This window comes from Pseudomonas sp. 102515 (assembly GCF_031085165.1).
GTDB lineage: Bacteria > Pseudomonadota > Gammaproteobacteria > Pseudomonadales > Pseudomonadaceae > Chryseomonas.
The window spans coordinates 64,430-90,226 of record NZ_JAVHTY010000001.1; the positions used below are offsets into that span (position 1 = coordinate 64,430).

Genomic DNA, 25,797 nt, shown 5'->3' on the forward strand with positions numbered 1-25,797 from the left:
AGAGTGCCGGCTCCCTTAGCGCTCCAAGGAGATAGGCGTGCAGGACTCCACCTTCGATGTAATTGTGCTCGGCCTGGGCGCCATGGGCGCGGCCACGCTCTACCAGCTGGCGAAACGTGGGGTCAGGGTCGCCGGTCTAGACCGCTATGCGCCGCCCCACGACCTGGGCTCCAGTCATGGCGCAACCCGCATTACCCGTCAGGCAGTAGGCGAGGGCGCGGCCTATGTACCCTTGGCGCTGCGCTCGCAGCAACTCTGGCGTGAGCTGGAAGCGGAGCGGGGTGTCCGGCTGTTCGAGCAATGCGGGGTACTGATCATGACAGCCACCGCAACCGCAACCTCCCATCATGGTCGGCCGGATTTCACTCGGGCCACCCTAGAGCTGGCGCGCCAGTACGGGATACCTCATGAAGCCTGGGAGGGGGCCGCCATTCGCCAGCGCTTTCCGCAATTTCGAGTGGCAGACGATGCCCTGGGCTATTTCGAGCCAGGCGGAGGTTATCTCTATCCGGAAGCCTGTATCCAGGCGCAGCTGGAGGGGGCAAGCGAACGGGGCGCCTGGATCCAGGGCGATACCGTCATCGAGCGCCTGGAGACGGACGAGCAGGGCGTACGGCTGCATTCGGCGCAAGGCAGCTGGTGGGCGAAGCGGGTCATCGTCGCCGCCGGCATGTGGAGCGCTGAATTGCTGGGCGCACCTTTCGACCGCCTGCTGCGCGTCTGCCGCCAGACCCTGCACTGGTTCGAAGTCGCCAGGCCCGAACTGTTTCCGGCGGATTCCCCGAGCTTCATCCTTGCCCACGGCAGCGGCGACAGCGATCTCTTCTACGGCTTTCCACCCTTGGCAGGCGAAAATGCCGTGAAGGTCGCCACCGAACAGTACTCCGATAATACCACCCCGACAGATATTGAGAGATCACTTCTCCCTGGAGAATCGAGCAGGCTGTTTGGCGATCAAGTGGGGCGGTGGGTTGACGGTCTTTCCACTCGCGCCGTGCGCAGCGCTGTCTGCGCCTACACGGTCACGCCCGACTTCGGTTTCATCGTCGACGAGCATCCGGCCTTACCAGGCGTGACCGTGGTCAGTGCCTGTTCGGGGCATGGCTTCAAGCATTCGGCCGCGCTAGGCGAGGCGCTCGCCCAGCGCGTGACCACTGGGCAAAGCGACATCGATCTCGGCAGCTTCAGCCTGGCGCGATTCGGCTAGCGGCTGCGCACCGTCAGGGTGACCAGCCGGGTGACCACCAGGGCGATGTACATGACACCGGAGAACTGACCGAGCATGACCAGCGAGCGCGCCATCGGCTTGATCGGGTAGATATCGCTCAGGCCGACGCCGGAGAGAATGGCGAAGCTGACGTAGAGCAGCTCGGTCCAGGTGCGTGCGGCCAGAGGATCGTTGGCGGCGGTGAAGCTGTTGGGCTGCAGGATCTGACAGGCCGAGTAGGCATGGGCGAAGGCCCAGGCCAGCAGGGTGAAGGTCGCACCCACGGCGAAGAGTTCATCGGTGGTCGCCCGCTGGTCCTCCATCATGTAGGCGATGAGACTGCCTGCAGCATAGAAGTAGAAGACCGCATCGAGGATGGCCAGGGATACCACCAGGTGGCGATTGCCCTGCCACTCCACCAGTACCGTGAGCACCAGGATGCAGCCGGCGAGAATGAACCCCAGCCACTGGATGGTCGGGCTTCGTCGCACCATACGCAGGGCGGTGGCGAGGACGATGATGCCGAAGGCTCCGATGATGGCGCGCCCATGCTCTTCCTGTTCCACCAAGGGGTAGAGCAGGAGACCGAGCAACTGGATGAACAGCAAGTTGGCGGAGGGGTAACGGATCAGGTAGTGCAGCGGACTCTTCATCGCGACTCGGCGAAAGGCTCGGGGGCGGCCAGCGTAGCGGGTGGCGAAGCGCTTCGCCACGGGAGCCTTGTGCTCCCGTGGCCCGCACCTCAGGCCGCCTTGCGGCGAGTGGAGGGCAGCAGGATGGTCATGACGCCCAGCAGCGGCATGTAGGAGCACAGCTGGTAGACGTATTCGATGCCACGGTGGTCAGCGAGGTTGCCCAGTCCGGCGGCGGCGATGGCACTCACGCCGAACATCAGGCCGAAGAAGATCCCGGCGATCATGCCCACGTTGCCCGGCACCAGTTCCTGGGCATAGACCACGATGGCCGAAAAGGCCGAGGCCAGGATGAAGCCGATGATGACGCTGAGCACACTGGTCCAGAACAGATCGACATAGGGCAGGGCGAGGGTGAAGGGCGCCGCGCCCAGAATCGAGAACCAGATGACCGCCTTGCGGCCGATGCGATCGCCGATGGGGCCACCGAAGAAGGTTCCGGCCGCGACCGCACCCAGGAAGAGGAAGAGGTGCAGCTGGGAGCTGGCCACCGAAAGGCCGAAGCGCTCGATGAGATAGAAAGTGAAGTAGCTGGTGATGCTGGCCATGTAGATGTACTTGGAGAACACCAGCAGTGCCAGTACGATCAATGCGAAGGTCACCTGGCCGCGCGATAGTCCGTGGCTGGCCGCGGCGGTCTTGCGACCCTTGGCGCTGCGTAGGTGATTGCGATACCAGCGTGACAGTCCGTATTGCACGCCAATGGCGAATAGCGCGAAGAGCGCGAACCAGGCGACATGGGTCTGGCCATAGGGAATGACGATGGCTGCGGCCAGCAACGGGCCGATGGCAGTACCGGCATTGCCCCCGACCTGGAAGGTGGATTGCGCGAGGCCGAAGCGGCCGCCCGATGCCAGGCGGGCTACCCGTGAGGTTTCCGGGTGAAAGGTCGAGGAGCCGACGCCGATCAGCGCCGAGGCGGCCAGGATCGCGGGGAAGCTGCCGACGAAGGCGAGCAGCAGTACGCCCATCAGGGTACAGACCATGCCGGCCGGTAGCAGGTAGGGTTTGGGATGGCGGTCGGTATGGAAGCCAATCCAGGGTTGCAAGAGCGAGGCGGTGATCTGGAAGGCCAGGGTGATCAGGCCGATCTGGGTAAACGTCAGACCATAGCTGTCCTTGAGCATCGGATAGATCGAAGGCAGGACGGACTGGATCAGATCGTTGATCAGGTGGGCCAGCGCACAGGAGGCCAGGATTCCCGCCACCATTGGGGAGGCGCCGGCCAGGGCGACGGTGGGGGTTTCGCCAGGAACGGCTGGCGTGGCGGAGGAAACGGCCATGCAGGTATTACCCTTATTATTTATGTCCAGCCGCTCACTGTGGCATCCTGTGGTATCGGAATCCAGTGCCAGTTACCGGATGTTTCCGGCAACCGACCCCGCGCCATCCGGGCTATTGACCTGGCTTGGGGTAGATCGCACCTTCCACTCTTCTCACGCTTTTTGTAATGGCAGATCCCATGACGGCCAAAGATCCACTGCTCCTCGACCAGCAACTCTGCTTCTCCCTGTACTCGGCTTCGCTGGCGATGACGCAACTCTACAAGCCCCTGCTGGAGAGCATGGGCCTGACCTTCCCGCAGTACCTGATCATGCTGGTGCTCTGGGAACATGACGGCCTCACCCTCAAGGAATTGTCCAACCGGCTGCGGCAGGATTCCGGTGCCCTGACTCCCGTGGTCAAGCGCCTCGAAGCCGCCGGGCTGGTCACCCGCCGCCGCAGTGCCGAAGACGAGCGCAACCTGTCGATCGAACTGACACCAGCGGGTCGCACGCTGCGCGATCAGGCCAATGGGGTCAACAGCCGGGTGCGGCAGGTCTGCGCTCTGGGCGATGCGGGCCTGGATGATCTGCGCGAGACCCTGGTCATGCTGCGCAGTCGCCTGGACGAGGAAGGCAACCCGACCTCCTGAACCAACCGGGTACGAGCGGTTCCCATGGCTACAGTCGCCGGGGAATTCGCATGACCTTCAAGTACCAGCCTGACCAGGATTACCTGCTCGTGGATCTCACCAGCGGGCGCACTGCGGGCAAGCTGCTGCAGGGCGAACTGCATATCGCCGAAAGCTGCCAGGGGGAAGATCCCCGGACCTATGCGCGGCTGCTCGACGAAAAAACGCTGCGTAGCACCCTGGGTGACGAGGTCGGGCAGCGCGAAGGCGATATCCTTACCCTGCGCCGCACTGGCATCAAGCTGCGCCTTGTACCCCTGGAAATCGCCTGCGACTAGGCGTCGCGTCGGGTGAGGATCGCCCTGAACAACCAGGCGACCAGTGCCACGTTGATCAGCGCCAGCAGGCAGAGCAGACCCAGCACCGCCTGGGTGCCATGGTGTTCCAGGACATAGCCGCAGAGCAGAGGCGTGGCGGCCTGGCCGAATAACGCGGGGCGGGCCATGCGCCCGAGGACGGTGGCATATTCCGCCGGACTCCAGAGTGCCAGCGGCAGGGCGCCGCGAATGATGGCCCTCAGGCCATTGCCCGCGCCGAAGATCACCAGACCCACCACCGTCACCCAGACCAAACCGGGCCCCAGGGTAACCAGCAGCAAGCCGGCGGCCGTGCAGACCACCGAGGCCAGGGCCGTCCACAGCGGGTGGCCATTGCGGTTGAGCAGGTCGATGATCCGCGAGGCGACCTGACTCGGCCCTAGGCAGGCGCTCAGGGCCACGGCGCTGGCCAGGCTGTAGCCAATCCCTTGCAGCAGGGTGATCAACTGGACGGAGATGGCTGTCATCAGCACCGCGCCCAGGGTGAAGAGGGCCGTGAGTACGCCGTACAGGGCGCGATTCACCGGTACTGCCGGTGCCGCCTGGTTGGGCCTCGGTGCCAGGGTGGAGAGGGTCGGCGCGGGCAGGGCGCGTCGATACAGCGGCCAGATCGTCAGCGACAGGACGGCCGCATAGACCAGGCAGGCACCGCGCCAGCCCAGATGACTCACCAGGAAGGCGGCAACGGGCCAGGTGATGGCGGTGCAGAAGCCAGAGACCAGGGTGATGCCGCTGATCGCCGGGCGGGCCTGGGTGCCGTAGCAGGTGCCCAGGGTCGCGAACAGTGCATCGTACAGACCCGCGGCCATCCCGATACCCATCACCACCCAGGCGAGCAGGAACAGCGGCAGATGCTGGGCGCTGGCCATCAGCACCAGCCCGGCCGCCACCCCCACGCCGCTCAGCGACAGCAGCGTCCGGCCGCCCTGGCGGGCGATCAGGCGGCCACACGCCGGCGCGAGCAGGCCGGAGACCAGGACCCCGAGCGAGAGACCGCCATAGACCCATTGCCGGGACCAGCCGGTCTCCTGTACCACCGGATCGGCCAGCACCGCGAGAATGAAAAAGGAGCCGCCCCAGACGAGGATCTGGGCGATTCCGAGCAGCAGGATCTGTGGAGGCGAAGCCTTGGCGGTAGGGGGAGTCATGACGGCGTCGAGCAGGATGGCGAACAGAAGGGGCGGACCTTAGCCCCAGTTACCTTTCGCTGCAATCGTCTGATTTTTCTTGGGCAATGGCATTTTGTAATCAGCTCGACATCTTGCTTGCCTAGGCTCCTCTGCCTGACCGTCTTCATGCAGTGACGCCTCCATGCTTCGTATCCTCGCGCCCCTTCGCCGCCTGTCCCGCCGTTCCTGGTTGAGAACGCTCAAGACTGGCCCGCGGATGCTGGTCTCCTTTACCTTCGCCGCCGTGCTGCTCGCTGGATTGGGCAGTTTTTCGCTGTCGGAGATGCAGCAGCTGCGCCGTCAGGCCCTGAGCATGGAGCAGGACTGGTTGCCCAGTATCGCCATCGCCGATTCCCTGGCGATCAACCTCGGCAAGTTGCGCAACCAGGCCTCGGTGGTCCTGCTCAATGCCGAGGATCCGGGCGCCGTGGCCATGAGCCGGGTCACCCTGGAGCAACTGGTCAACGAAACCGATCAGCTGTTCCGGGACTATGCGCCGGTCGTCACCGATGCGACCGAAGGCGATTCCATCAAGGCCCTGCATGAAGCCTACCTGCCTTTCGTGGAGGGACTTCGCGAAGAGGTGCGCCTGATCGAGCAGCAGCAGATCCCGGCAGCGCGAATGCAGCTGGATACCGTGGTCGGCCTCAAGGGCGATCTGATGGACATGCAGGTGCAACTGCTGCGCGAATTGAACAAGCAGGGCGCCGCCCAGGCCAAGGAGGTGGCGAACGTCCAGTTCCTCCAGGCACGCGCCATCGTCTGGTCGGTCATTGGCGGCGCCATTCTGCTGCTGCTGCTACTGGCCTGGCGGCTGACCCGTAGCGTGGTGCAGCCATTGCGCCAAGCGTTGGACATCTCCGGCGGCATCGCCGCGGGCGACCTGCGGCAGAACATCCAGCCCCAGGGACGCGACGAGGCAGCCATGCTGCTGTTGGCGCTGGAGCGTATGCAGGGCAATCTGCGCGAGGTGCTGGCCCATACGGGCAACGCCTCGGAGCAATTGGCCTCGGCCTCGACGCAGGTGAGTGCCGTGATGGATGAAAGCTGCCGCAATCTGGAGCAGCAGACGACCGATATCCAGCATGCGGCCACTGCCGTCACCCAGCTCAATAAAGCGGTCCAGGCGGTGTGCGAGCATGCGACCTCCACCTCCGCCGAATCGCAGCGCTGCGTCGATCAGGCCAGGCAGGGGCAGGCGCAGGTCCGGCAGACGCTGGCCGCCATTACCCAGCTGGTGGGCAACGTGGACGAGGCGGCCAACCAGGCGGACCAGCTGGCCGAGCAATCCACGGGCATCAGCAAGATGCTCGATGTCATCCGCAACGTCGCCGAGCAGACCAACCTGCTGGCGCTCAACGCCGCGATCGAGGCGGCCCGTGCCGGGGACGCCGGACGCGGCTTCGCCGTGGTGGCCGACGAGGTGCGTAGCCTGGCCCGCCGTACTGGCGATTCCACCCGCGAGATCGAAGGACTGATCGACGGCATGCAGCAGGTCAGCGAGAAGACGGTGAGCGCCCTGGATCAGAGTCGACTCCAGGCCACCCATACCCGCGACCAGGCCGAGGCGACCTGGCAGGTGCTGGAAGGCATCACCCAGGCCATCATCGCCATCGGCCAGCGCAACGATGCCATCGCCGGGGCCACCGAAGAGCAGACGGCTACCACGGCGGCGGTCGATCGCAACCTGACGCTGATCCGTGACGCGGCGACCCAGGCCGCCGCCGGCGCCCAGCAGACCAGTGCCAGCAGCCAGCAACTTTCCGCCCTGGCGGCCGATCTGCACGGCGCCCTGCAGCGCTTCGTGGTCTAGCGCGGGCGGGATCTCAGGCCGCCAGCATCACCCGGTCGCGGCCTTCCTGCTTGCCCCGGTAGAGCGCCTGGTCGGCGCGCTCCAGGGCGCTGGCGAAGGCCTCGCAATCGCGAATCTCGCACACCGCCAGGGTCGCCGTGACCCGCGCGGGACCGCGTTCGAGGGACTGGGTGACGTCGGTCAATCGCTGGCGGATGCGTTCCGCCACGCCCCAGGCCACTTCGGTCCGCGCCTGGGGCAGCAGCACCAGGAATTCCTCGCCGCCCCAGCGCGCCGCCAGATCGGAATGGCGCACCTCGCGGCGGATGACGTCGGCGATTCCCTGCAGCACCAGATCGCCGCAATCGTGGCCGAAGCGGTCGTTGATGTGCTTGAAGTGATCCACGTCGAAGAGGATGAGGCTGCCAGTCACGCCACTGTGCTGGTCGGCTTGATCGAGAATCCGCCTGCGGTTGTAGAGATTGGTGAGACTGTCGTGGCTGGCGGAATGCAGCAGGTCCAGCTGCATCTTGGTGCTGTGGTGGAAGGAGGCGCCGGTGCCGTAGAGCAGCAGCAGCAGGGCGCTGATGACGTTGAGGACGCCGAACAGCTTCATCGCCAGGGGCGCGAGAGTCGCGGCGGGGTGCAGTAGATAGCCGCCCGCCAGGGTCACCAGGATTCCCAGCACCAGCACCAGATGGCGTATCGGCGCGGTGCGGTAGTTGTAGATGACCATCGGCAGGATGCACAGCACGTAGTAGTGGAAGTTGCTATCCCAGCCAAGTTGCCAGGTGGCGATCCAGGCGTGGGCGACGATTTCGCAGCACATGGTCAGGCTGGCGATGCGGTAACGGCGTTGACGCAGGGCGGCCAGGCAGCCTACGTAGGCCGCGATGCTGAACACGTTGATCCAAGCCATAAGGATCTGGTCGAGCAGGACGAAAATGGCCAGCAACGCCACATGTATAGCCATGGCCGCCTGAACCACGGGTTTGGCGACTTGCCAGAATCTTCCCAGGGAGTCGTTGAGAGCCTGGTTCCGATCACGATAGGAAAGAGCAGTCATGAAGAGATCACCATAAGGCAGTGCGCCAATGATAAACGCGCTAATAGTAAGCTTAATGGCAAACGGCCAGTCTGGGTGATCCTTTAGCTGAATGGACGGTAGTAAGGATCGAGTGGAGCGTTGCCGCGATCATCGGCGCTCCTGACTGCAGCGACGCGATCCGATTCGTCCGCGCTAGCCGCCCAGCCGCCTGCTGATGGCCTGGGCGGCGGCGTGCAGACGGCTCGCGGCGGTGCCTTCGACCTCGGCTTGGAAACCTGGCGCGGCACCGACCAGGGTCAGCACCCCGGCCAGCCGGCCACCGGCGCCGAACAGCGGCGCGGACAGCGCATTGACGCCCGCCATCAGCAGGCCATGCACCGGTTGGACAAGGGTTTCCCGCAACTGGCGTGCGCCTTCCGCCAGATCCGCCGCGGCGGGTGCATCCGGTCGGTGCAGTTCTTCCGCGCGCAACGCAGCGGTCTCGCCATCCGGCAAAAAGGTATTGAAGACCAGGCCCGTGGAGGAGCTCAGCAGCGGCAGCACCGAGCCGACCTGGGTCACCAGGGTGACGGCGCGCAGCGCCTGTTCCACCAGCACCACGGTCGGCCCCCTGTTGCCCCAGACCGCCAGAAAGCTGGTCTCGCCGACCTCGTCGCGCAGGTCGGCCAGCACCGGCGCCGCCAGCTTCAACACATCCAGCCGACCCAGGGCGGCCAGGCCAACGAAGAGGGCGGCCTGGCCGAGTCCGTAGTGATTGGTCCGTGGATCCTGCTCGGCGAACCCGCTGGCGATCAGTGCCTGCAGGTAGCGGTGCACCTTGCTGGCGGGCATGTCCAGGTGGCTGGCCAGGCGCGACAGGGACGTGGACGGCGCCAGCTCGGCGAGGGCCTTGAGGATGTCGGTGCCGACCTCGGCCGCCTGCACCTTCTGTCGCCGTGGGGGGGCTGCTTCGGGGATGTTCGTCATCGGTTCGATCACACGGGGAAAGGCAGCGTTATAGCTTGACGCTCTCCCGGGTTCAATTTACTTTTTGCGTAAACCTGTTACGCATAATGGGTGGCCCCGTTGAACCGACAAGAACAAGCAACAACGCCAGTGGCCTACCAATCCGGCTTTGGCAATCACTTCAGCGCCGAGGCCCTGCCGGGCGCCCTGCCGATCGGGCAGAATTCGCCGCAAAGGGCGCCCTTCGGCCTCTATGCCGAGCAACTTTCCGGGACGGCCTTTACCGTGCCGCGCCACGAGGCTCGGCGCTCCTGGCTGTATCGGCTCAGGCCTTCGGCTGCCCACGGCCGCTTTCAGCGCTGCGCGCTTCAGCTGACCGGCGCGGAGCTGGGTGCGCCCACGCCCAATCGCCTGCGCTGGAATCCCTTGCCGACGCCGGCCGCCGCCACCGATTTTCTCGCCGGGCTGGAGCGGATCGTCGCCACCGCCGCGGGTGACCAGGCCGAGGGCGTCAGCCTCTATCGCTATGCCGCCAATGCCAGCATGACCGGCGTCTTCTACGACGCCGATGGAGAATTGCTGATCGTGCCGGAGCGGGGGCGGCTGGACCTGGTCACTGAGCTAGGTCTGCTGCGCATCGAGCCGCTGGAGATCGCGGTGATTCCACGCGGCATGAAATTCCGCGTCGAGGTGGTGGAGGGCGAAGCGGTACGGGGTTACGTCTGCGAAAACCACGGGCGCTCTCTGCGGCTGCCCGAGCTGGGTCCGATCGGCAGCAACGGTCTGGCCAATCCGCGGGATTTCCAGGCGCCCGTGGCCCGCTTCGAGGATCTGGAGGCCCCCACCCGGCTGGTGCAGAAATTCCTCGGCGAACTCTGGGAGACCGAACTGGATCACTCGCCGTTGGACGTGGTCGCCTGGCATGGCAACAACGTGCCCTACAAGTACGACCTGCGCCGCTTCAATACCCTGGGTACGGTGAGTTTCGATCATCCGGATCCGTCGATCTTCACCGTGCTGACTGCCCCGGGCGCCAGCGAGGAGGTGGCCAACATCGACTTCGTGATCTTTCCGCCCCGCTGGATGGTCGCGGAGAACACCTTCAGACCGCCCTGGTTTCACCGCAACCTGATGAACGAATTCATGGGCCTGATCCAGGGCGCCTACGACGCCAAGGCCGACGGCTTCGCGCCGGGAGGCGCCTCCCTCCACGGCTGCATGAGCGCCCACGGCCCGGACCATGTCTCCACCCAGAACGCCATCGCCGCCGAACTGCGGCCACACAGGATCGAGAACACCATGGCCTTCATGTTCGAAACCGGGCGCGTCCTGCGACCGACCCGTCACGCCCTGGCCTCGCCACTGCTGCAGCCCGATTACGACGCCTGCTGGGCGGGCCTGGCCAAGAACTTTGTCGCGCCCGGCGCGGGAGAATCGGCATGACCCACGAATTGCACAGCTGGGTCGCCTCGGCCAACGGCCACCCGGATTTTTCGCTGCACAACCTGCCCCTGGGTGTGTTCAGTCGCGGGGAGGAGACGCCCCGCGGGGGCGTGGCCGTGGGTGACGCCATCCTCGATCTGGGCTTCGCTCTCGAAGCCGGCCTGTTTCGCGGCGAAGCCCAGCGGGCCGCCGAACTGGCTACCCAGGAAACGCTCAATGCCTTCTTCGCTGCCGGCAGGCCGGCGCGGGTCGCCTTGCGCCAGGCCCTGCAGGCGTTGCTGCGTGCCGATCATCCGCAACGCGAGCAGCTCGAGGCGCTGGGCGAGCACCTGCTGGCACCCCAGCGCGCCTGCCGGATGCACCTGCCCGCACGGATCGGCGACTACACCGACTTCTATGTCGGCATCCACCATGCCACCCAGATCGGTCGGCTGTTCCGGCCGGACAATCCGCTGCTGCCCAACTACAAGCACGTACCCATCGCCTACCATGGCCGTGCCTCGACTCTCAGGGTCTCCGGGGAGGCGTTCAAGCGCCCCAAGGGCCAGACGCTGCCGCCTGGGCAGGAGGCGCCCGTGTTCGGGCCTTGCCGCCGGCTGGACTACGAGCTGGAACTGGGCATCTGGATCGGCCCGGGCAACGCCCAGGGCGAGTCCATCGCCATCGGTGACGCGGCGGAGCATATCGCCGGTTTCTGCCTGCTCAACGACTGGTCGGCGCGGGATATCCAGGCCTGGGAATACCAGCCGCTGGGCCCCTTCCTGTCGAAGAGTTTCGCCAGCACCCTGTCGCCCTGGGTAGTGACCGCGGAAGCCCTGGCACCCTATCGGCAGGCGCAGCCGGCGCGGCCCGCCGGAGATCCCCAACCCCTGGCCTATCTATACGACGAGCGCGACCAGGCCCAGGGCGCGCTGGACATCGAACTCGAAGTGCTGCTGCGCACGCCGCGCATGCTGGAGCAGGCGCAGCCCGCTCAGCGTATTGGCCTGAGCAATACCCTGAACATGTACTGGACAGTGGCGCAGATGGTGGCCCATCACACCGTCAATGGCTGTGCCCTGCAGCCTGGCGACGTCTTCGGTTCGGGCACCCTGTCCGGGCCGGATGTCGACAGCTGCGGCAGCCTGCTGGAACTCACCCAGGGCGGCAAGCAGCCGCTGCAGCTGCCAGGTGGCGAGACCCGTACCTTTCTGGAGGACGGTGATGAAGTCATCCTCAGGGCGCGCTGTCAGCGAGCTGGGCTGCCCACGATCGGCTTCGGCGAATGTCGCGGCCAGGTGCTGGCGGCGGGCTAGGGCGGTGCGGGTTGGCCTCTGGCCTGAGTGCCGTTGACAAGGCCCCTGGGCAGGCGCAGATTCCTTTTAACGTAATGAACTTACGCATAATAAGAAGCCGACAGGCAATCGCGGGGCAGTGTCGATGGACCTCTTCACCTATTACCGTTCGACCTCGGCCTATCGGGTCCGCCTGGCGTTGGCGCTGAAGGGGTTGGACTACTATGCCGTGCCGGTCAATCTGCTGGCCGGCGAGCAGCGCCAGTCGGCCTATCGCGCGCTCAATGCCCAGGGGCGACTGCCCAGCCTGCGCCTCGACAGCGGCGAGGTGCTGATCCAGTCTCCCGCCATCCTCGAATACCTGGAAGAACGCTATCCGGCGGTGCCCTTGCTGCCGGCCGATCCGCTGCTGCGCGCCCGTCATCGGGGTGTCGCCGCCCTGATCGCCTGTGATGTCCATCCGCTGCACAACGTGTCGGTGCTCAACCGCATGCGCGGTCTGGGCCTGGAAGAGCCGGCCATCCTCGACTGGATCTCGCACTGGATCGGCGAGGGCCTGGCGGCGGTGGAGGCGCAGATCGGGTCCAGTGGCTTCTGTTTCGGCGACGTGGGGCTGGCGGACGTCTATCTGCTGCCCCAGCTCTATGCGGCGCGGCGTTTCCAGGTGGACCTGTCGCCCTATCCGCGCCTCCTGCGGGTGGAGGTCCTGGCCGCCGCGCATCCGGCCTTTCAGCAGGCGCGCCCCGAGGTTCAGCCGGATACCCCGGCACAGGTGGCCTCGTGAAGCGTCTTGGCTGTCAGCTCCTCCTGGGCGATTTCCTCGCCCGCAGCGTGCGCGGCATTTCCTGCGCGCCGCCCTTGACGGGGTGCTAGCCCGCGTTAACGACAACGTCCGTCACGCTATCCGTCAAGGAGCCACTCATGGCCGATCTGTTTGAAAATCCCATGGGCCTCATGGGTTTCGAGTTCATCGAATTCGCCTCGCCCACGCCCAACGTCATCGAGCCCGTGCTGGAAAGCCTCGGCTTCAGCCACGTCGCCAACCACAGGTCCAAGGACGTGGTGCTGTTCCGCCAGGGCGACATCAACGCCATCGTCAATCGCGAGAAGACCGGCCATGCGGCCTATTTCGCCGCCGAGCATGGGCCTTCCGTCTGCGGCATGGCCTTCCGTTGCCGCGACTCCCACCACGCCTATGCCAAGGCGCTGGAGCTGGGCGCCCAGGCGGTGGACATGCCCACCGGGCCGATGGAATTGCGCCTGCCGGCGATCAGGGGCATCGGTGGCGCGCCGCTGTACCTCATCGATCGCTACGAGGAGGGCAGCTCCATCTACGACATCGATTTCGTCTTCCTGGAAGGTGTCGAGCGCAAGCCGGTGGGGGCCGGTCTCAAGGTCATCGACCACCTGACCCACAACGTCTATCGCGGGCGCATGGCCTACTGGGCCGACTTCTACGAGCGGCTGTTCAACTTCCGCGAGTTGCGCTACTTCGACATCAAGGGCGAGTACACCGGTCTGACCTCCAAGGCCATGACCGCGCCGGATGGCCTGGTGCGCATCCCGCTCAACGAGGAGTCCTCCCGCGGCGCGGGGCAAATCGAGGAATTCCTCATGCAGTTCAACGGCGAGGGCATCCAGCACGTGGCCTTTCTCACCGATGACCTGGTGGCGACCTGGGATCGGCTCAAGGCCTATGGCACGCGCTTCATGACCGCGCCGCCGGAGACCTACTACGAGATGCTCGAAGGGCGGGTGCCCGACCATGGCGAACCGGTGGAGGAACTGAAAGCCCGCGGCATCCTGCTCGACGGTACCTCCGAAGGTGGCGAGCGCCGCCTGCTGCTGCAGATCTTCTCCCAGACCCTGCTGGGGCCGGTGTTCTTCGAATTCATCCAGCGCAAGGGCGACACCGGTTTCGGCGAGGGCAACTTCAAGGCGCTGTTCGAATCCATCGAACGCGACCAGGTGCGCCGCGGTGTGCTGAGCACCTCGGCGTAACGGCAGCTGGTTTCATGGCGGCTTGCCCAGCGGCAGGCGACGCCTCTAAGGTGACGGCGCGTCGCAAGGCGCGCTCTAACCTCGGAGGTGACCATGGAGCTGAGCCAGACCCTGGCGCAGGAAATCGTCGAACGCGCCATGCGTATCCTGCCCGGTAACGTCAATGTCATGGATGCGTCCGGGCTGATCATCGGCTCGGGCGATCCGGCGCGCCTGTTCAGCCACCATGCCGGAGCACGGCAGGTCATCGCCGAAGGCCGCGCGGTGGCGCTGGATGCCGTCGCCGCCACACGGCTGGCCGGCGCCCAGGCCGGTATCAACCTGCCGTTGTATCGCGCGGGCGAGCTGGTCGGGGTCCTTGGCGTGTCCGGGGAGGACCCCGAGCAATTGCGCCTGCCTGCCGAACTCCTGCGCCTGACCGCGGAAATGCTCATCGAGCAGGCAGCCGGGCAGCCGCCTGTGACCAGCGGCATGACCGCACCCTTGCTGCGTCAGCTGCTGGCACCGGGCGCGGTGCCCGAACTGGGTCGCCATGCCAATCTGCTCGGCCTACGGCCGGAGCTGCCACGGGACGTTCTGCTGCTGGAATTCACCGCGCCAGCGCCAGGTTTTGGCGACTGGGCCCAGCAGCGGGTAACACATAGTTGGTGCCTGCCACGGGAGGAGAGGCAATGGCTCTGGTATCGACCTGGCGCGGAGGCGCCTGAGGCGCCGCTGGAGGAACTGCCGGGACAGGGCTGGTCGCTGCAGCGCAGTGCCTGGATCCCCGAGCCGCGATCCTGGACGGGGCTGGCCGAGACGACCCAGCGGGCATTGGCTCTGCTGGCGGTGGCCAGGCGACTGCGACCCGACCTTGTCCGGGTAGCCTTGGACGACCTGGCCTTGCCGACGTGGCTACAGGAGCAGGTCGAGCACTCGCACGGTACCTGGCTGCTGGAGCCGCTGCAGCGCCTGCGCCGGGCCGATCGGGATGGCCAGTTGCTGGCGACGCTGCGCAGCTGGTTCACCGAGGACGCCAGCCCCCAGGCCTGCGCTGCGGCGCTGGGGCTGCATCGCAACGGCCTGCGTCACCGCCTGGAGCGGATCCAGGCGCTTACTGGACGGGATCCGCGGCGTTTCGCCGAGGCTGCCGAGCTGTATTGCGCCTTGCTGCTATTGGATCGGGACTGGGCGATCTCACAGTCCTGATCTGGACTATGCTGGGCGTTTGTCCTGTTGTGGCGCCGGCCGAACCGGGAAACACTCGGCGCATGACAACGGAGAATCCCCCCATGAAGATCGTCATCGCCCCTGATTCCTTCAAGGAAAGCCTGTCCGCTGCCGGTGTCGCCCGCGCCCTGGCCGGTGGCCTGCGCCAGGCCCTGCCAGACGCCGAACTCATCGAGTGCCCGCTGGGCGACGGCGGTGAGGGCACCCTGGACGCCCTGCTGGCGGCGACCGGTGGCGAGGTACGCGAGGCGCGGGTGACCGGTCCCCTCGGCGAGCCCGTGACCGCCCGCTGGGGCTGGCTGGCCGAGCAACGTACCGCCTTCGTCGAGATGGCCAGCGCCAGTGGTCTGGAGTTGGTGCCCAAGGCGCGCCGCGATGTGCGGGTCGCGACCTCCCGTGGGACCGGCGAGCTCTTGCACGCCGCGCTGGCCGCCGGCGCCGAGCGCCTGGTGCTGGCCATCGGCGGCAGCGCCACCAACGACGGTGGGGCAGGCCTGTTGCAGGCGCTGGGTGTACGGCTGCTGGATGAGCATGGCGAGGCGCTGGCGCCGGGCGGTGCGGCCCTGACCGCGCTGGCCAGCCTCGACGTGTCGGAGTTGCACCCAAGGCTGGCGGAGGTGGAGGTCGTTATCGCCGCCGATGTCGACAATCCGCTCTGCGGTCCCCAGGGCGCCAGCCACATCTTCGGGCCGCAAAAGGGCGCTTCGCCCGAGCAGGTCCGCCAGCTCGACGCGGCGCTGGCGCATTTCGCCACCGTTACCGCCGCGACCCTGGGCCGCGATGTCCGCGAGCAACCCGGTGCCGGCGCCGCCGGGGGCGTGGGTTTCGCTGCACTGGCCTTTCTCCAGGCGAACTTTCGCCCTGGCATCGAGGTGGTGGCGGAGCTGGTAGGCCTGGAGCAAGCGCTGATGGGCGCCGACCTGGCGCTGACCGGGGAAGGGCGGCTGGATGGCCAGACCCTCAGAGGCAAGACCCCGGCGGGCGTCCTGCGTCTGGCCAGGCGTCACGGCGTGCCGGTCGTGGCCGTGGCCGGCGCCCTGGGCGAGGGTTACGATGCCCTCTACGAGCAGGGGCTCGCCGCGGCCTTCAGCCTGGTGCCGGGACCGCTCAGCCTGGAAGACGCCCTGGCCCAGGCCGAGGTGCTGCTGGAGCGGACCGCGCGCGATATCGGTCGGCTGTGGCAGGCGGCGAGAGGCTGAGCCGGGTCAGTCCGTTTCGCCAGCGGGATCTTCGAGGTGGTCGATGCGCTGGAAACGTTCCACCAGGAAGTCGATGAAATGCCGCACCTTGGCCGACAGGTGATGGTGTTCGGAATAGACCGCATAGACGTCCGCCGAGGGCGGCCGGGCGTCTTCCAGCACCCGACGTAGCCGCCCACTGCGCACGTAGCGGGCGATATCCCACTCCGCCCGAAGCAGGATGCCGCGGCCCTCCAGGGCCCAGTTCAACGCCACCTCACCATCGTTGCAGCTCAGGTTGCTGCGCACCTTGACGCTGCGGGTACGCGAACCTTCCAGAAATCCCCAGACGCCATGGATGCTGTCGTTCTGCCGCAGGAAAATGCAGTTGTGCGTGGCCAGGTCCTGCAGCCGTCGCGGCGTGCCGTGGCGCTCCAGGTAGAGCGGCGAAGCGCATAGGAGCCGGCGATTGCTGGCGATGCGCCGGGCGTGATAGCCGGCATCGGGCGCCACGCCGAAGCGGATGCCCAGATCCAGGCCATGGGCAGCCAGCTCCATGGGGTGGTCGCTGAGCAGCAACTGGGTCTCCACCTCCGGATAGCGATCGATGAAGGCCGCCAGCGCCGGGCCTATGTAGCGGCGACCGAAGCCCAGGGAGGCGTTCACCCGCAGCAGGCCCTTGGGCTGGCCGCGGCGACTGGCGACCATGTCTTCCACTGCCTCGATGTCACCGAGGATGCGTCCGGCATGGCGGAAATACAGCTCGCCCTCGGGCGTCAGCCCCAGTGAACGGGTAGTGCGATTGACCAGCCGTACCCCCAGGCGCTGTTCCAGGGCCGCCAGCCGTTTGCTCACCGCCGGCGGGGTGATGCCAAGTTCGCGCGCCGTGGCGGCGAGGTTGCCTTGCTGGGCCAGCAGGTGGAAGAAGCTGAGGTCCTGAGGGCGACTTATTGTTAACCTCAATTCACTTAAGTGATGATTTGAGGTGAATCCTAGCTCAGATTTCACTACCTATACTCGGCCCAACGCTGCCAGTCGGCGTCCCACCCAACGACAAGAACACAGGGCCCAGCCATGAAGAACTACAAGATCGCAGCCATTCCCGGAGACGGTATCGGGGTCGAAGTCATCACCGCCGGCCTCGAGGTCCTCGCCGGCCTGGCCAAGCGCCTGGGCGGTTTCGCCTTCGACGTCAGCCACTATCCCTGGGACTCGGCGTACTACCTGGAGCACGGTCACTACATACCCGAAGGTGGATTGGAAGAAATCAAGCGGGCCGATGCCATCTTCTTCGGCGCGGTGGGTAGCCAGAAGGTGCCGGACCACATCTCCCTCTGGGGGCTGCGCCTGCCGATCTGCCAGGGTTTCGACCAGTACGCCAATGTCCGGCCGGCGCGGGTGTTGCCAGGGGTGAAAAGCCCGCTGACCAATGGCCAGGCCATCGACTGGGTGATCGTGCGGGAGAACTCCGAAGGCGAATATTCCGGCAGTGGCGGGCGGGTCCACCAGGGGCTGCCCATCGAGGTCGCCACCGAGGTCTCCACCTTCACCCGCGTCGGCGTCGAGCGCATCCATAGGTTCGCCTTCGAACTGGCCCGCAGCCGCCCGGCCAGGCACCTGACCCTGGTGACCAAGTCCAACGCCCAGCGGCACGGTATGGTGCTGTGGGACGAGGTGTTCGCCGAGGTGGCCAAGGATTACCCGGACGTGCGTACCACCCGCGAGCTGGTGGACGCTGTGACCACGACCATGGTGCTCAAGCCGGGCAACCTCGACGTGATCGTCGCTACCAACCTGCACGCCGACATCCTTTCGGACCTGGCCGCGGCGCTTTCCGGCAGCCTGGGCATCGCGCCCACCGCCAACCTCAATCCCGACCGTAGTTTCCCCTCGATGTTCGAGCCCATCCACGGCTCGGCCTTCGACATCACCGGCAAGGGCGTGGCCAATCCCATCGCGACCTTCTGGACCGCCGCGCTGATGCTCGATCACCTCGGCGAGCGCGGAGCCAGCGCCCACCTGATGCGCGCCATCGAAGCGGTCACCGCCAGCGGTCTGCACACCCCGGACCTGGGCGGCACGGCCACCACGCGCCAGGTCACCGACGCCGTGCTCGAACTGATCGCCCGCTAGACCGGCGGCGCCACCCGCGGCCAGGCGGCGCGGGTGGCCAGCGCCCGCACTTCCATCGGGGCCCGCTCGCACGGGTCGCCTCCATTACAAGAACAACAGTGGACCTCCCATGAAGCGCCTACTCGGAAAACTCTACGTCCAGGTCGTCATCGCGGTCATCGCCGGTGCATTGCTCGGCGTCTTCCATCCCGATTTCGCTACCTCGCTCAAACCCATCGGCGATGCCTTCATCAAGCTGATCAAGATGCTGCTGGCACCGGTCATCTTTCTCACCGTGGTCACCGGCATCGCCAAGATGAACGACATGAAGGAGCTGGGTCGGGTAGGCATACGTGCCTTCATCTACTTCGAGGTGGTATCCACCCTGGCGCTGGTCGTTGGCCTGGTGGTGGTCGATACCTTCAAGCCCGGCGCCGGCATGAACATCGATCCGGCGACCCTCGACAGCTCCGCCATCGCCAGCTACACCGAGGCGGCCAAGCACGAGTCCTTCATCGCCTTCATGCTGCAGATCATCCCCAACACCCTCGGGGACGCCTTCGCCAAGGGCAACATCCTGCAGATCCTGTTGTTCTTCATCCTGCTCGGGTGGCCCTGGCGCGCTGTGGCGACAAGGGCGAGCCGATCGTCCGGACCCTCGACAGCCTGATGCACGGCATGTTCGGCATCGTCAATATCGTGATGCGCTTGGCACCGCTGGGGGCCTTCGGCGCCATCGCCTTCACCATCGGCAAGTACGGCTTCGGCTCGCTGTTCTCCCTGGGCAAGCTGATGGCCTGTTTCTATCTCACCTGCATCCTGTTCGTCGCCCTGGTGCTGGGGCCGATCTGTCGTGTCGCCGGCTTCAGCCTGTGGAAGCTGCTCAAGTACCTCAAGGAAGAGCTGTTCACCGTGCTGGGTACCAGCTCGTCCGAGTCGGTGCTGCCGCAGATGATCCGCAAGATGGAGAATGCCGGTTGCTCCAAGCCGGTGGCCGGCATGGTCATTCCCTCGGGGCTGACCTTCAATCCGGACGGCCAGGCCATCTACTACACCGCTGCGGCCACCTTCATCGCCCAGGCCACCAATACGCCGCTGAGCCTGACCGATCAGCTCATCATCATGGCCGTGCTGATGCTCACCTCCAAGGGCTCGGCCGGTGTCGCCGGCTCGGGCTTCATCACCCTGGCGGCGACCCTCGCGAGCCTCGGCACCATCCCCGTGGCGGGCATGGTGCTGCTGCTGGGAGTGGACCGCTTCATGTCGGAGGCGCGGGCGATCACCAATACCATCGGCAATGGCGTAGCGACCCTGGCCATCGCCCGCTGGGTCGGGGCGCTGGACATGAATCGGCTCAAGGCGGCGCTGGATGGCAAGCCGCTGCCTGCGCCGGAGCCCGAGGTACAGGCGCGTACGCCCGCGGTCGAGCCGGGCCTGCCGGCGCTGGGAGGCAAGGTGCTCTAGGGCGGTCGACTTGGCAGGGCAGCGGGCTTTGCCTCATGCTGGGCATCCCGCTCCCGATCGATCGCCATGATGACCCCCATTGCCATCCTGCGTACCGGCCTGCTGTCCGCCGCGCTGTTGCTGCCGCTGTGTTTCGCCCAGGCGGCCATACCTAGTCTCAAGCCGGCCAACACCTGCGTGCGCAGTGCCTTCGTGCTGCGCTGCGAGGACGGGCAGGGTGGTTGGTACGGGGTGGCGGTGCAGGGCAACGACACCCTGATGCGTGGCTACGATGCGGTATCGGGCCGCTCCTGGGCCCAGACCAGCACCCGGCTGGGACGACTGCAGTTCTTCAGTGGCCTGACCAGCGACGGCAACCTTTGGCTGGGCCGCACCCGGCAGCTGGGCTGGAACGTCATCAGTCGCTTCTCCACCTCCCGGGGTGACCACGCCCGCACCAGTTGCAACCGCGTGGCGGGGTGCGAGTGGCGTTAGCAGGAAGGCTCCACTCCGCTTGAGGGGCGCCCGTCACTCGCACGCGGCCCGCTCGCGGCGTCGATAGGCACCGGGTGGCAGACCGTGCTCCTTGGCGAACGCGCGCACGAAGGCGGCCACGGAGTGATAGCCGACCCGCTCGGCCACGGCCTCCACCCGCTGGCCAGCGTCCAGCTCCAGGCAGGCGCGGCGCATGCGCAGGGCCAGCAGGACCTGGCCGGGCGATTGACCGCCGATTTCCTGGAATTTCTTGCAGAAGGCCGAACGCGACAGGCCGGTGACAGCGGCCATGTCCACCAGCGACCAGGAGCGTTCGGGAGTGGCGATCAGTTGTTCCAGCAGGGGACCGAACCGAGCGTGACGTGCCAGGGCCACCAGTCCGCCATGGCCGCGTTCGGGGTGGTTCAACTGGTCGCGCAGCACATAGAGGAACAGCAGTTGGCCCAGGCGCGCTAGCAAGGCGGCCGAACTGCGTGGGGCGCTGGCTTCTTCCCGGATCAGTTGAAAGAGCGTCCGTGCGGCCTGGGCATTCTCGTCCCCGGCGCGCAGGACGATGATCGCGGGCAGGGCACTGACGATGAGGCGCGACAGGCTGCCGGCGAAATCGAAGAAGCCACAGACCAATCCAGTCCCTTCGCCGACGCGCTCGTTCAGGGCGCCCATGGTGCCGCGGGGCAGCTCGCCAGCCTCGGCCAGGTAGGCGCTGCTGGCCAGCCGGAAGGGTAGATCGTGCAGCAGGAAGATCGCATCCCCGTTCGCCAGCGGCTGTACCGGCTCGTTGCTCAGATGCAGCCAGCACTGACCTTCGACCACCAGATGGAAGCTCGCGCGGGCCTGGCCGTGGGTGGACGCCTGCCAGCCGCCGCAGTAGCGGCCGGCATGGAAGAGGCTGGCGTCGCATTCGAGGTTGTCCAATAACCATTCGGTCGAAGCACTGGAAAAACTCATCTAAGGGTCGGACTCTCGAGCAACAAATGGCGACTTTAGAATATGGAATCCCCTTCTTATTACCAAGACACTTGTCGGCATTCCCTCTGCCTCTTCAGGAGCCGAAGCCATGTCCCGTTTGCCGATCCTCACTCCCGAAACCGCTCCCGAGGCGGCGCGGCCGTTCCTTGAGACTGCCCGCCAGGCGTCCGGCTTCCTGCCCAATCTGCTGGGTGTGCTCGCCAATGCGCCAGCGGCGTTGGAGACCTATGTCACGGTCTCCGGCCTCAACGCCAAGACCAGCCTGAGCCTGGCCGAGCGCGAGGTGGTGCAACTGGTGGCGGCCACGACCCATGGCTGTGACTTCTGCGTGGCCGGGCATACTGCCGTCGCCACCCATAAGGCCAAGCTGGAGGGGGCGACCATTGCCGCCCTGCGCAGTGGCGCTACCTTGCCCGAGCCACGCCTGGAAGCCTTGGCCGCCTTCGCCCGCGCGGTGATCGCCCGCCGCGGCGCGGTGACGGATGCCGAACTGCAGTTGCTCAGCGCGGCCGGCTATAGTCAGGCCCAGGCGTTGGAAGTGGTGCTCGGGGTCAGCCTGGCGACCCTGTGCAACTTCGCCAACGTCCTGGCGCAGACCCCGCTGAATCCTGAACTCGCGGCCTATCGCTGGGAGCCGGCCCATGGCTGAGTCCGCGCTGCGTTGGGCGACCCCGGTCGGCGCTGCCCTGGTGGACTGGCTGCAGGCACATGCCGACGCCCTCGACCAAGGCATCCTCGACCCCGAGGGCCTGCTGCCACGGCTGGCCGAGGGGGGCTGCTTCGGTCTGGGCGTCGCCTGTGAGCAAGGCGGCCAGGGCGGCAGCCTGGGGCAGGCCGTGGCGGGCATCGCCGGTCTGGCCGAACACTCACTGACCGCCGCCTTCGTCTGCTGGGGCCAGCGAGCCTTCATCGAATACCTGCTGCAGAGCCCCAACACCGCACTGCGGGAGCGTCTGCTGCCCGCTTTGCTCAGCGGCGAGCTGGCGGGTGCCACCGGGCTTTCCAATGCCATGAAATTCCTTTCCGGTCTGGAAGAACTGCAGATCGAGGCCCGCCGCCAGGGCAGCGGTTGGCGGCTCGATGGCCGCATGCCCTGGGTGACCAACCTGCGCAAGACGGGGTTCGTGGTGGCTGGTGCCGTGGCGCGAAAAGGGGAGCAGCGGCCCTTCGTCGCGGCCTTGCCCAGTGGGGTTGGCGGATTGCAGCGTTCTGTCGATCTGCAGTTGATGGGGTTGCAATCGAGCAATACCGCTGCCCTGGACCTGTCCGGGGTAGCGCTCAGCGAAGACTGGCTGTTGCACGAAGAGGCGAGTGTCTACCTGCCCCGGGTCCGTCCGGCCTTCCTGGGCCTGCAGTGTGGCCTGGCCATCGGCCTGGCACGGCGCAGCCTGGCTGAAGCCCGGCAGGTACAGGGCGAGGGCCACCGTACCCTGCAGGACGCACTCGAACCGCTGGAGGATCGACAGCGGGAACTCGAGGGGCGGTTGCTGCAGGGGCTGGACGACGAGCGTTTCATCGAACGGCCAGTCGAGCTGTTCCGGCTGCGCATCGGCCTCGCCGAGCAGGCCGCGGCGGCGGTGCAGCTGGAACTCCAGGCGCGTGGGGGCGGTGCCTACCTGCGTGAGCGCGGCGATGCCTTCGCGCGGCGCTGGCGCGAAGTCGCCTTCGTCCCCATCGTCACTCCCAGCCTCACTCAATTGCGCGGGGAACTGGCCCGCCATGCGGCGCGAACAGGTGACGCATGACCGCCGTGCTCAGTGCCCGCGGCCTGACGGTGGGCTATCCGCAAGCGGGTAGCTGGCAACCGGTGCTCAGGGATTTCGTCCTGGACGTGGCAGCGGGTGAGGTGATCAGCCTGCTTGGTCCCTCGGGCGTCGGCAAATCCAGCGTGCTGCGCGCCTTGGCCGGCTTGCAGCCGGCGGCTGAAGGCGAGGTGCGGCTACTGGGCGAGCCGCTATTGCGCCCGCATCCCCAGGTGGCGGTGGCCTTCCAGGACCCGTGCCTGCTGCCGTGGCTGACGCTGCGCGACAACGTCGCCTTCGGCCTGGAGTTTCGCCGTCAGCCGCGCCTGGCCGCGCAGCAAGCACGCCAGCGGGTAGAAGACGCCATCGCGGCGGTAAGCCTGGAAGGCGCTCAGGCGCGCTATCCGGCCGAGCTGTCCGGTGGCATGGCCCAACGGACAGCCCTGGCACGCTGCCTGGCGCGCCAACCCAGGGTGTTGCTGCTGGACGAGCCCTTCGGTGCCCTTGACGAGGTCACCCGTGGCGACATGCAGCAACTGTTGTTGCGCCTGGTGGCGCAGCAGGGCAGTGCCGCGGTACTCATCACCCACGATATCGACGAGGCGCTGCTGGTGTCCGACCGGGTTCTGCTACTGGGCGACCACCCAGCGCGGATCATCGGCGAGTGGCGTATCGAGCTGGCGCAGCCGCGCACCGAGGCCATCGCGGCTCTCGGCGCCCTGCGCATCGAGATCCTGCAAACCCTACGGCGGGCGAGCCGACCCCAACCTTCACTCTCTGCAGCGGAGCCTGCCCATGTGCCTGCACGATCCCCGTCCCTCGCGCCGTGAGTTCCTCAAGCTGGCCGCGCTGTTCAGCGCCGCCGGTGCCTTTCCCTTGTTGCGCAGCCTGGAGGCGCGTGCCGCAGCCGAACCCGATGCACCGGTGCGGATCGGCTATCTGCCCATCACCGATGCCGCCCCCTTGCTGGTGGCCCACGCCCGGGGGCTGTTCGACGCCGAGGGGGTCCGGGCGGAAAAGCCGGTGATGCTGCGCAGCTGGGCGCAGGTGGTCGAAGCCTTCCTCGCCGGCCAGGTGAACGTCATCCACCTGCTGTCGCCGATGACCGTCTGGGCGCGCTACGGCAGCCAGGTGCCAGCCAAGGTGGTGGCCTGGAACCACGTCGACGGCTCGGGCCTGACCGTGGCGCCGGATATCCAGGAGGTACGCCAGCTCGGTGGGCGTAATGTGGCGATTCCCTTCTGGTACTCCATCCATAACGTGGTGCTGCAGGCATTGCTGCGCCAGCACGGGCTCAAAGCGGTCAGTCGAGCGGCCGATGCGAGCCTCGCCGGCGATGAGGTCAACCTGCTGGTACTGCCCCCTGCGGACATGCCGCCCGCGCTGGCCAGCCGCCGCATCGCCGGCTACATCGTCGCCGAACCCTTCAATGCCCTGGCCGAAAGCCAGCAGATCGGGCGGATCCAGCGCTTTACCGGTGACATCTGGCGCAATCACGCCTGCTGCGTCGTGTTCATGCACGAACGGGACCTCAATGAGCGGCCGGAATGGTCGCAACGGGTGGTCAACGCCATCGTCAAGGCCCAGGCCTGGACCCGGGAGAACCGCGCCGAAGCCGCCGCACTGCTGTCCCGCGAAGGCAGCGGTCGCTATACCCCGCATCCGCGCGGCCTACTCGAACAGGTGCTGGTGCCCGACGCCGCGGCGCGCGGTCGCTATCTGGGCGATGGCGCCATCCGCCACGCCGACTGGCCCGAGGCACGCATCGACTTCCAGCCCTATCCCTTCCCCAGCTACACCCGCGAATTGGTGACGCGTCTCAAGAGCACCCTGATCCAGGGTGACGCCGGGTTTCTCGCCACCCTGGATCCCGCGCACGCCGCCGCCGATCTGGTCGACGACCGCTTCGTCCGCCAGGCCATCGCTGCGGCGGGCGGCATGGGTACCTTCGGTCTAGCCGAAGGCTTCGCCCGCCAGGAGGAGATCCACGTGTGAAAAAGCAACGCCTCGAACGGATGGTGCTCGGCAGTGCTGGCCTGGTGGTGCTGGTCGTGCTCTGGTGGGCGGCAGTGCGGGGGCTCGCGGCGCCGGGCAGCCTGGTTCGCCGCTTCGGTCCCGGCGCCACCTTCGTCAGCCTCTGGCAGCTGCTGGCTAGCGGCGAGCTGTGGCCGCACATCCTGGTCAGCCTCGAACGGGTGGTGATCGGCCTGGGCCTGGCCGCCCTGGTGGGCGTGCCCCTGGGCTTGCTGGTGGGTGCCTGGCGCATCCTGGAAACCGCCACCACCCCGGCCTTTCAGTTTCTGCGGATGATCTCGCCGTTGTCCTGGATGCCCCTGGCGGTGATGGTCATGGGGGTAGGGGACAGGCCCATCTACTTCCTGCTGGCCTTCGCCGCGGTCTGGCCGATACTGCTCAATACCGCCGCCGGCGTGCGCGGCCTGGATCCGCGCTGGTTGCAGCTGGCCCACAGCCTGAGCGCCACCCGCTGGGAAGTCCTGCGGCGGGTGATCCTGCCCGGCGTGCTGGGCCAGGTACTGACCGGCGTGCGCCTGGCCATCGGCATCCTCTGGATCGTTCTGGTGCCCTGCGAGATGCTCGGCGTCAGCGCCGGCCTCGGTTACTACATCCTCGACACCCGCGACCGCCTGGCCTATGGCGAGTTGATGGCCCTGGTGCTGCTGATCGGCCTGCTGGGCTTCACCCTGGACGTACTGGCGCGCCAGCTGCACCAGCGCTTCCTACCCGGGCGATAGCGGGGAGAATATGGTTAGCGTGAAAGATTATGGCGTCTAACCCTTCGATCTATT

General features: G+C 66.6%; 24 protein-coding genes and 2 pseudogenes. 19 read left to right on the forward strand and 7 right to left on the reverse strand.

Annotated elements, in window-relative coordinates; genetic code table 11:
* Window positions 1–37 precede the first annotated feature (37 nt).
* Window positions 38–1,207: an N-methyl-L-tryptophan oxidase gene (solA, locus tag RCF34_RS00305; RefSeq protein WP_308706354.1), complete on the forward strand. Its 1,170-nt coding sequence runs from the start codon at window positions 38–40 to the stop codon at window positions 1,205–1,207.
* Here solA and RCF34_RS00310 read toward each other — a convergent pair.
* Together RCF34_RS00310 and RCF34_RS00315 are read right to left on the reverse strand one after the other, a co-directional pair.
* A complete protein-coding gene (locus tag RCF34_RS00310; protein ID WP_308706355.1) occupies window positions 1,204–1,860 on the reverse strand; it encodes an ion channel in 657 nt (218 codons plus the stop codon). The genes solA and RCF34_RS00310 overlap by 4 nt on opposite strands.
* A gap of 89 nt (window positions 1,861–1,949) precedes the next feature.
* Window positions 1,950–3,182, reverse strand: coding sequence for an MFS transporter (locus RCF34_RS00315; RefSeq protein ID WP_308706356.1), 1,233 nt, complete (start codon window positions 3,180–3,182; stop codon window positions 1,950–1,952).
* 179 nt (window positions 3,183–3,361) lie between these two features.
* On the opposite strand from RCF34_RS00315, the gene RCF34_RS00320 reads away from it, so the two are divergent.
* Together RCF34_RS00320 and RCF34_RS00325 are read left to right on the forward strand one after the other, a co-directional pair.
* On the forward strand, window positions 3,362–3,814 hold the full coding sequence (locus RCF34_RS00320) for a MarR family transcriptional regulator (protein ID WP_308706357.1): 453 nt from the start codon (window positions 3,362–3,364) through the stop codon (window positions 3,812–3,814).
* A gap of 50 nt (window positions 3,815–3,864) precedes the next feature.
* Entirely contained in the window at window positions 3,865–4,131 is a 267-nt protein-coding gene (locus RCF34_RS00325; protein ID WP_308706358.1) for a hypothetical protein, read from the forward strand.
* Here RCF34_RS00325 and RCF34_RS00330 read toward each other — a convergent pair.
* On the reverse strand, window positions 4,128–5,318 hold the full coding sequence (locus RCF34_RS00330) for an MFS transporter (protein ID WP_308706359.1): 1,191 nt from the start codon (window positions 5,316–5,318) through the stop codon (window positions 4,128–4,130). The genes RCF34_RS00325 and RCF34_RS00330 overlap by 4 nt on opposite strands.
* A 163-nt stretch (window positions 5,319–5,481) precedes the next feature.
* Here RCF34_RS00330 and RCF34_RS22880 point away from each other — a divergent pair.
* Window positions 5,482–6,297 (forward strand): annotated as a pseudogene (locus RCF34_RS22880) (MCP four helix bundle domain-containing protein); the annotation flags it as partial.
* Between the two features lie 78 nt (window positions 6,298–6,375).
* Window positions 6,376–7,152 carry a methyl-accepting chemotaxis protein gene (locus RCF34_RS22885; protein ID WP_374941151.1) on the forward strand — a complete coding sequence of 259 codons (777 nt, stop codon included), beginning with the start codon at window positions 6,376–6,378 and terminating at the stop codon, window positions 7,150–7,152.
* Window positions 7,153–7,165: 13 nt separating this feature from the next.
* Here RCF34_RS22885 and RCF34_RS00340 read toward each other — a convergent pair whose 3' ends face one another.
* Window positions 7,166–8,104, reverse strand: a complete 939-nt coding sequence (locus RCF34_RS00340) for a GGDEF domain-containing protein (protein WP_308706361.1) — start codon at window positions 8,102–8,104, stop codon at window positions 7,166–7,168.
* Between the two features lie 267 nt (window positions 8,105–8,371).
* Window positions 8,372–9,145 carry an IclR family transcriptional regulator gene (locus tag RCF34_RS00345; protein WP_308706362.1) on the reverse strand — a complete coding sequence of 258 codons (774 nt, stop codon included), beginning with the start codon at window positions 9,143–9,145 and terminating at the stop codon, window positions 8,372–8,374.
* Between the two features lie 129 nt (window positions 9,146–9,274).
* Here RCF34_RS00345 and hmgA point away from each other — a divergent pair, with 129 nt between their 5' ends.
* The 6 genes from hmgA (at window position 9,275) to RCF34_RS00375 (ending at window position 16,250) form a co-directional block, all read left to right on the forward strand.
* Window positions 9,275–10,567, forward strand: coding sequence for a homogentisate 1,2-dioxygenase (gene hmgA / locus RCF34_RS00350; protein WP_308706363.1), 1,293 nt, complete (start codon window positions 9,275–9,277; stop codon window positions 10,565–10,567).
* A complete protein-coding gene (gene fahA, locus RCF34_RS00355) occupies window positions 10,564–11,862 on the forward strand; it encodes a fumarylacetoacetase (RefSeq protein ID WP_308706364.1) in 1,299 nt (432 codons plus the stop codon). The genes hmgA and fahA overlap by 4 nt, the downstream gene beginning before the upstream one ends.
* A gap of 124 nt (window positions 11,863–11,986) precedes the next feature.
* Window positions 11,987–12,625 (forward strand): maleylacetoacetate isomerase, encoded by a 639-nt coding sequence (gene maiA / locus RCF34_RS00360; RefSeq protein WP_308706365.1) that lies wholly within the window; start codon window positions 11,987–11,989, stop codon window positions 12,623–12,625.
* A gap of 137 nt (window positions 12,626–12,762) precedes the next feature.
* A complete protein-coding gene (hppD, locus tag RCF34_RS00365; protein WP_308706366.1) occupies window positions 12,763–13,842 on the forward strand; it encodes a 4-hydroxyphenylpyruvate dioxygenase in 1,080 nt (359 codons plus the stop codon).
* A gap of 93 nt (window positions 13,843–13,935) precedes the next feature.
* The gene (locus RCF34_RS00370; protein ID WP_308706367.1) at window positions 13,936–15,030 is read left to right on the forward strand and encodes a sugar diacid recognition domain-containing protein; all 1,095 of its coding nucleotides are present in this window, start codon (window positions 13,936–13,938) and stop codon (window positions 15,028–15,030) included.
* A gap of 83 nt (window positions 15,031–15,113) precedes the next feature.
* Window positions 15,114–16,250 carry a glycerate kinase gene (locus RCF34_RS00375; RefSeq protein ID WP_308706368.1) on the forward strand — a complete coding sequence of 379 codons (1,137 nt, stop codon included), beginning with the start codon at window positions 15,114–15,116 and terminating at the stop codon, window positions 16,248–16,250.
* 6 nt (window positions 16,251–16,256) lie between these two features.
* On the opposite strand, the gene RCF34_RS00380 is transcribed toward RCF34_RS00375, so the two are convergent.
* Window positions 16,257–17,180 (reverse strand): LysR family transcriptional regulator, encoded by a 924-nt coding sequence (locus RCF34_RS00380; RefSeq protein ID WP_308707496.1) that lies wholly within the window; start codon window positions 17,178–17,180, stop codon window positions 16,257–16,259.
* A 123-nt stretch (window positions 17,181–17,303) separates the two neighbouring features.
* Here RCF34_RS00380 and RCF34_RS00385 point away from each other — a divergent pair, with 123 nt between their 5' ends.
* From RCF34_RS00385 to RCF34_RS00395, 3 genes and pseudogenes are all read left to right on the forward strand, one after another.
* A complete protein-coding gene (locus RCF34_RS00385; RefSeq protein WP_308706369.1) occupies window positions 17,304–18,362 on the forward strand; it encodes a tartrate dehydrogenase in 1,059 nt (352 codons plus the stop codon).
* A gap of 109 nt (window positions 18,363–18,471) precedes the next feature.
* Window positions 18,472–19,805: pseudogene (locus tag RCF34_RS00390) on the forward strand (dicarboxylate/amino acid:cation symporter).
* A 66-nt stretch (window positions 19,806–19,871) separates the two neighbouring features.
* Window positions 19,872–20,279 (forward strand): hypothetical protein, encoded by a 408-nt coding sequence (locus tag RCF34_RS00395; RefSeq protein WP_308706370.1) that lies wholly within the window; start codon window positions 19,872–19,874, stop codon window positions 20,277–20,279.
* 33 nt (window positions 20,280–20,312) lie between these two features.
* Here RCF34_RS00395 and RCF34_RS00400 read toward each other — a convergent pair whose 3' ends face one another.
* Window positions 20,313–21,227 (reverse strand): AraC family transcriptional regulator, encoded by a 915-nt coding sequence (locus RCF34_RS00400; protein WP_308706371.1) that lies wholly within the window; start codon window positions 21,225–21,227, stop codon window positions 20,313–20,315.
* A 109-nt stretch (window positions 21,228–21,336) separates the two neighbouring features.
* On the opposite strand from RCF34_RS00400, the gene RCF34_RS00405 reads away from it, so the two are divergent.
* From RCF34_RS00405 to RCF34_RS00425, 5 genes are read left to right on the forward strand one after another with little or no spacing between them, the layout of a single operon-like run.
* Entirely contained in the window at window positions 21,337–21,897 is a 561-nt protein-coding gene (locus RCF34_RS00405) for a carboxymuconolactone decarboxylase family protein (protein ID WP_308706372.1), read from the forward strand.
* Window positions 21,890–22,993, forward strand: a complete 1,104-nt coding sequence (locus RCF34_RS00410) for an acyl-CoA dehydrogenase family protein (RefSeq protein WP_308706373.1) — start codon at window positions 21,890–21,892, stop codon at window positions 22,991–22,993. The genes RCF34_RS00405 and RCF34_RS00410 overlap by 8 nt, the downstream gene beginning before the upstream one ends.
* Entirely contained in the window at window positions 22,990–23,820 is an 831-nt protein-coding gene (locus RCF34_RS00415; protein WP_308706374.1) for an ABC transporter ATP-binding protein, read from the forward strand. The genes RCF34_RS00410 and RCF34_RS00415 overlap by 4 nt, the downstream gene beginning before the upstream one ends.
* Complete coding sequence (locus tag RCF34_RS00420) at window positions 23,786–24,985, forward strand: ABC transporter substrate-binding protein (protein WP_308706375.1); 1,200 nt, start codon at window positions 23,786–23,788, stop codon at window positions 24,983–24,985. Before RCF34_RS00415 ends, RCF34_RS00420 begins: the two co-directional genes overlap by 35 nt.
* A 20-nt stretch (window positions 24,986–25,005) precedes the next feature.
* Window positions 25,006–25,743, forward strand: a complete 738-nt coding sequence (locus RCF34_RS00425; RefSeq protein WP_308707497.1) for an ABC transporter permease — start codon at window positions 25,006–25,008, stop codon at window positions 25,741–25,743.
* Window positions 25,744–25,797 lie beyond the last annotated feature (54 nt).

What these genes read in the sequence shown, in the direction of transcription:
- RCF34_RS00320 (WP_308706357.1), top strand. Translation starts at nt 3,362, where the DNA reads ATGACGGCCAAAGATCCACTGCTCCTCGACCAGCAACTCTGCTTCTCC.
- hppD (WP_308706366.1), top strand. Translation starts at nt 12,763, where the DNA reads ATGGCCGATCTGTTTGAAAATCCCATGGGCCTCATGGGTTTCGAGTTC.
- RCF34_RS00310 (WP_308706355.1), bottom strand. Translation starts at nt 1,860, where the DNA reads ATGAAGAGTCCGCTGCACTACCTGATCCGTTACCCCTCCGCCAACTTG.
- RCF34_RS00315 (WP_308706356.1), bottom strand. Translation starts at nt 3,182, where the DNA reads ATGGCCGTTTCCTCCGCCACGCCAGCCGTTCCTGGCGAAACCCCCACC.
- RCF34_RS00340 (WP_308706361.1), bottom strand. Translation starts at nt 8,104, where the DNA reads ATGGCTATACATGTGGCGTTGCTGGCCATTTTCGTCCTGCTCGACCAG.
- RCF34_RS00370 (WP_308706367.1), top strand. Translation starts at nt 13,936, where the DNA reads ATGGAGCTGAGCCAGACCCTGGCGCAGGAAATCGTCGAACGCGCCATG.
- RCF34_RS00420 (WP_308706375.1), top strand. Translation starts at nt 23,786, where the DNA reads ATGTGCCTGCACGATCCCCGTCCCTCGCGCCGTGAGTTCCTCAAGCTG.
- RCF34_RS00400 (WP_308706371.1), bottom strand. Translation starts at nt 21,227, where the DNA reads ATGAGTTTTTCCAGTGCTTCGACCGAATGGTTATTGGACAACCTCGAA.
- fahA (WP_308706364.1), top strand. Translation starts at nt 10,564, where the DNA reads ATGACCCACGAATTGCACAGCTGGGTCGCCTCGGCCAACGGCCACCCG.
- RCF34_RS00375 (WP_308706368.1), top strand. Translation starts at nt 15,114, where the DNA reads ATGAAGATCGTCATCGCCCCTGATTCCTTCAAGGAAAGCCTGTCCGCT.
- RCF34_RS00405 (WP_308706372.1), top strand. Translation starts at nt 21,337, where the DNA reads ATGTCCCGTTTGCCGATCCTCACTCCCGAAACCGCTCCCGAGGCGGCG.
- RCF34_RS00395 (WP_308706370.1), top strand. Translation starts at nt 19,872, where the DNA reads ATGATGACCCCCATTGCCATCCTGCGTACCGGCCTGCTGTCCGCCGCG.
- maiA (WP_308706365.1), top strand. Translation starts at nt 11,987, where the DNA reads ATGGACCTCTTCACCTATTACCGTTCGACCTCGGCCTATCGGGTCCGC.
- RCF34_RS00325 (WP_308706358.1), top strand. Translation starts at nt 3,865, where the DNA reads ATGACCTTCAAGTACCAGCCTGACCAGGATTACCTGCTCGTGGATCTC.
- RCF34_RS00410 (WP_308706373.1), top strand. Translation starts at nt 21,890, where the DNA reads ATGGCTGAGTCCGCGCTGCGTTGGGCGACCCCGGTCGGCGCTGCCCTG.
- RCF34_RS00345 (WP_308706362.1), bottom strand. Translation starts at nt 9,145, where the DNA reads ATGACGAACATCCCCGAAGCAGCCCCCCCACGGCGACAGAAGGTGCAG.
- RCF34_RS00415 (WP_308706374.1), top strand. Translation starts at nt 22,990, where the DNA reads ATGACCGCCGTGCTCAGTGCCCGCGGCCTGACGGTGGGCTATCCGCAA.
- RCF34_RS00330 (WP_308706359.1), bottom strand. Translation starts at nt 5,318, where the DNA reads ATGACTCCCCCTACCGCCAAGGCTTCGCCTCCACAGATCCTGCTGCTC.
- RCF34_RS00385 (WP_308706369.1), top strand. Translation starts at nt 17,304, where the DNA reads ATGAAGAACTACAAGATCGCAGCCATTCCCGGAGACGGTATCGGGGTC.
- RCF34_RS00425 (WP_308707497.1), top strand. Translation starts at nt 25,006, where the DNA reads ATGGTGCTCGGCAGTGCTGGCCTGGTGGTGCTGGTCGTGCTCTGGTGG.
- RCF34_RS22885 (WP_374941151.1), top strand. Translation starts at nt 6,376, where the DNA reads ATGGATGAAAGCTGCCGCAATCTGGAGCAGCAGACGACCGATATCCAG.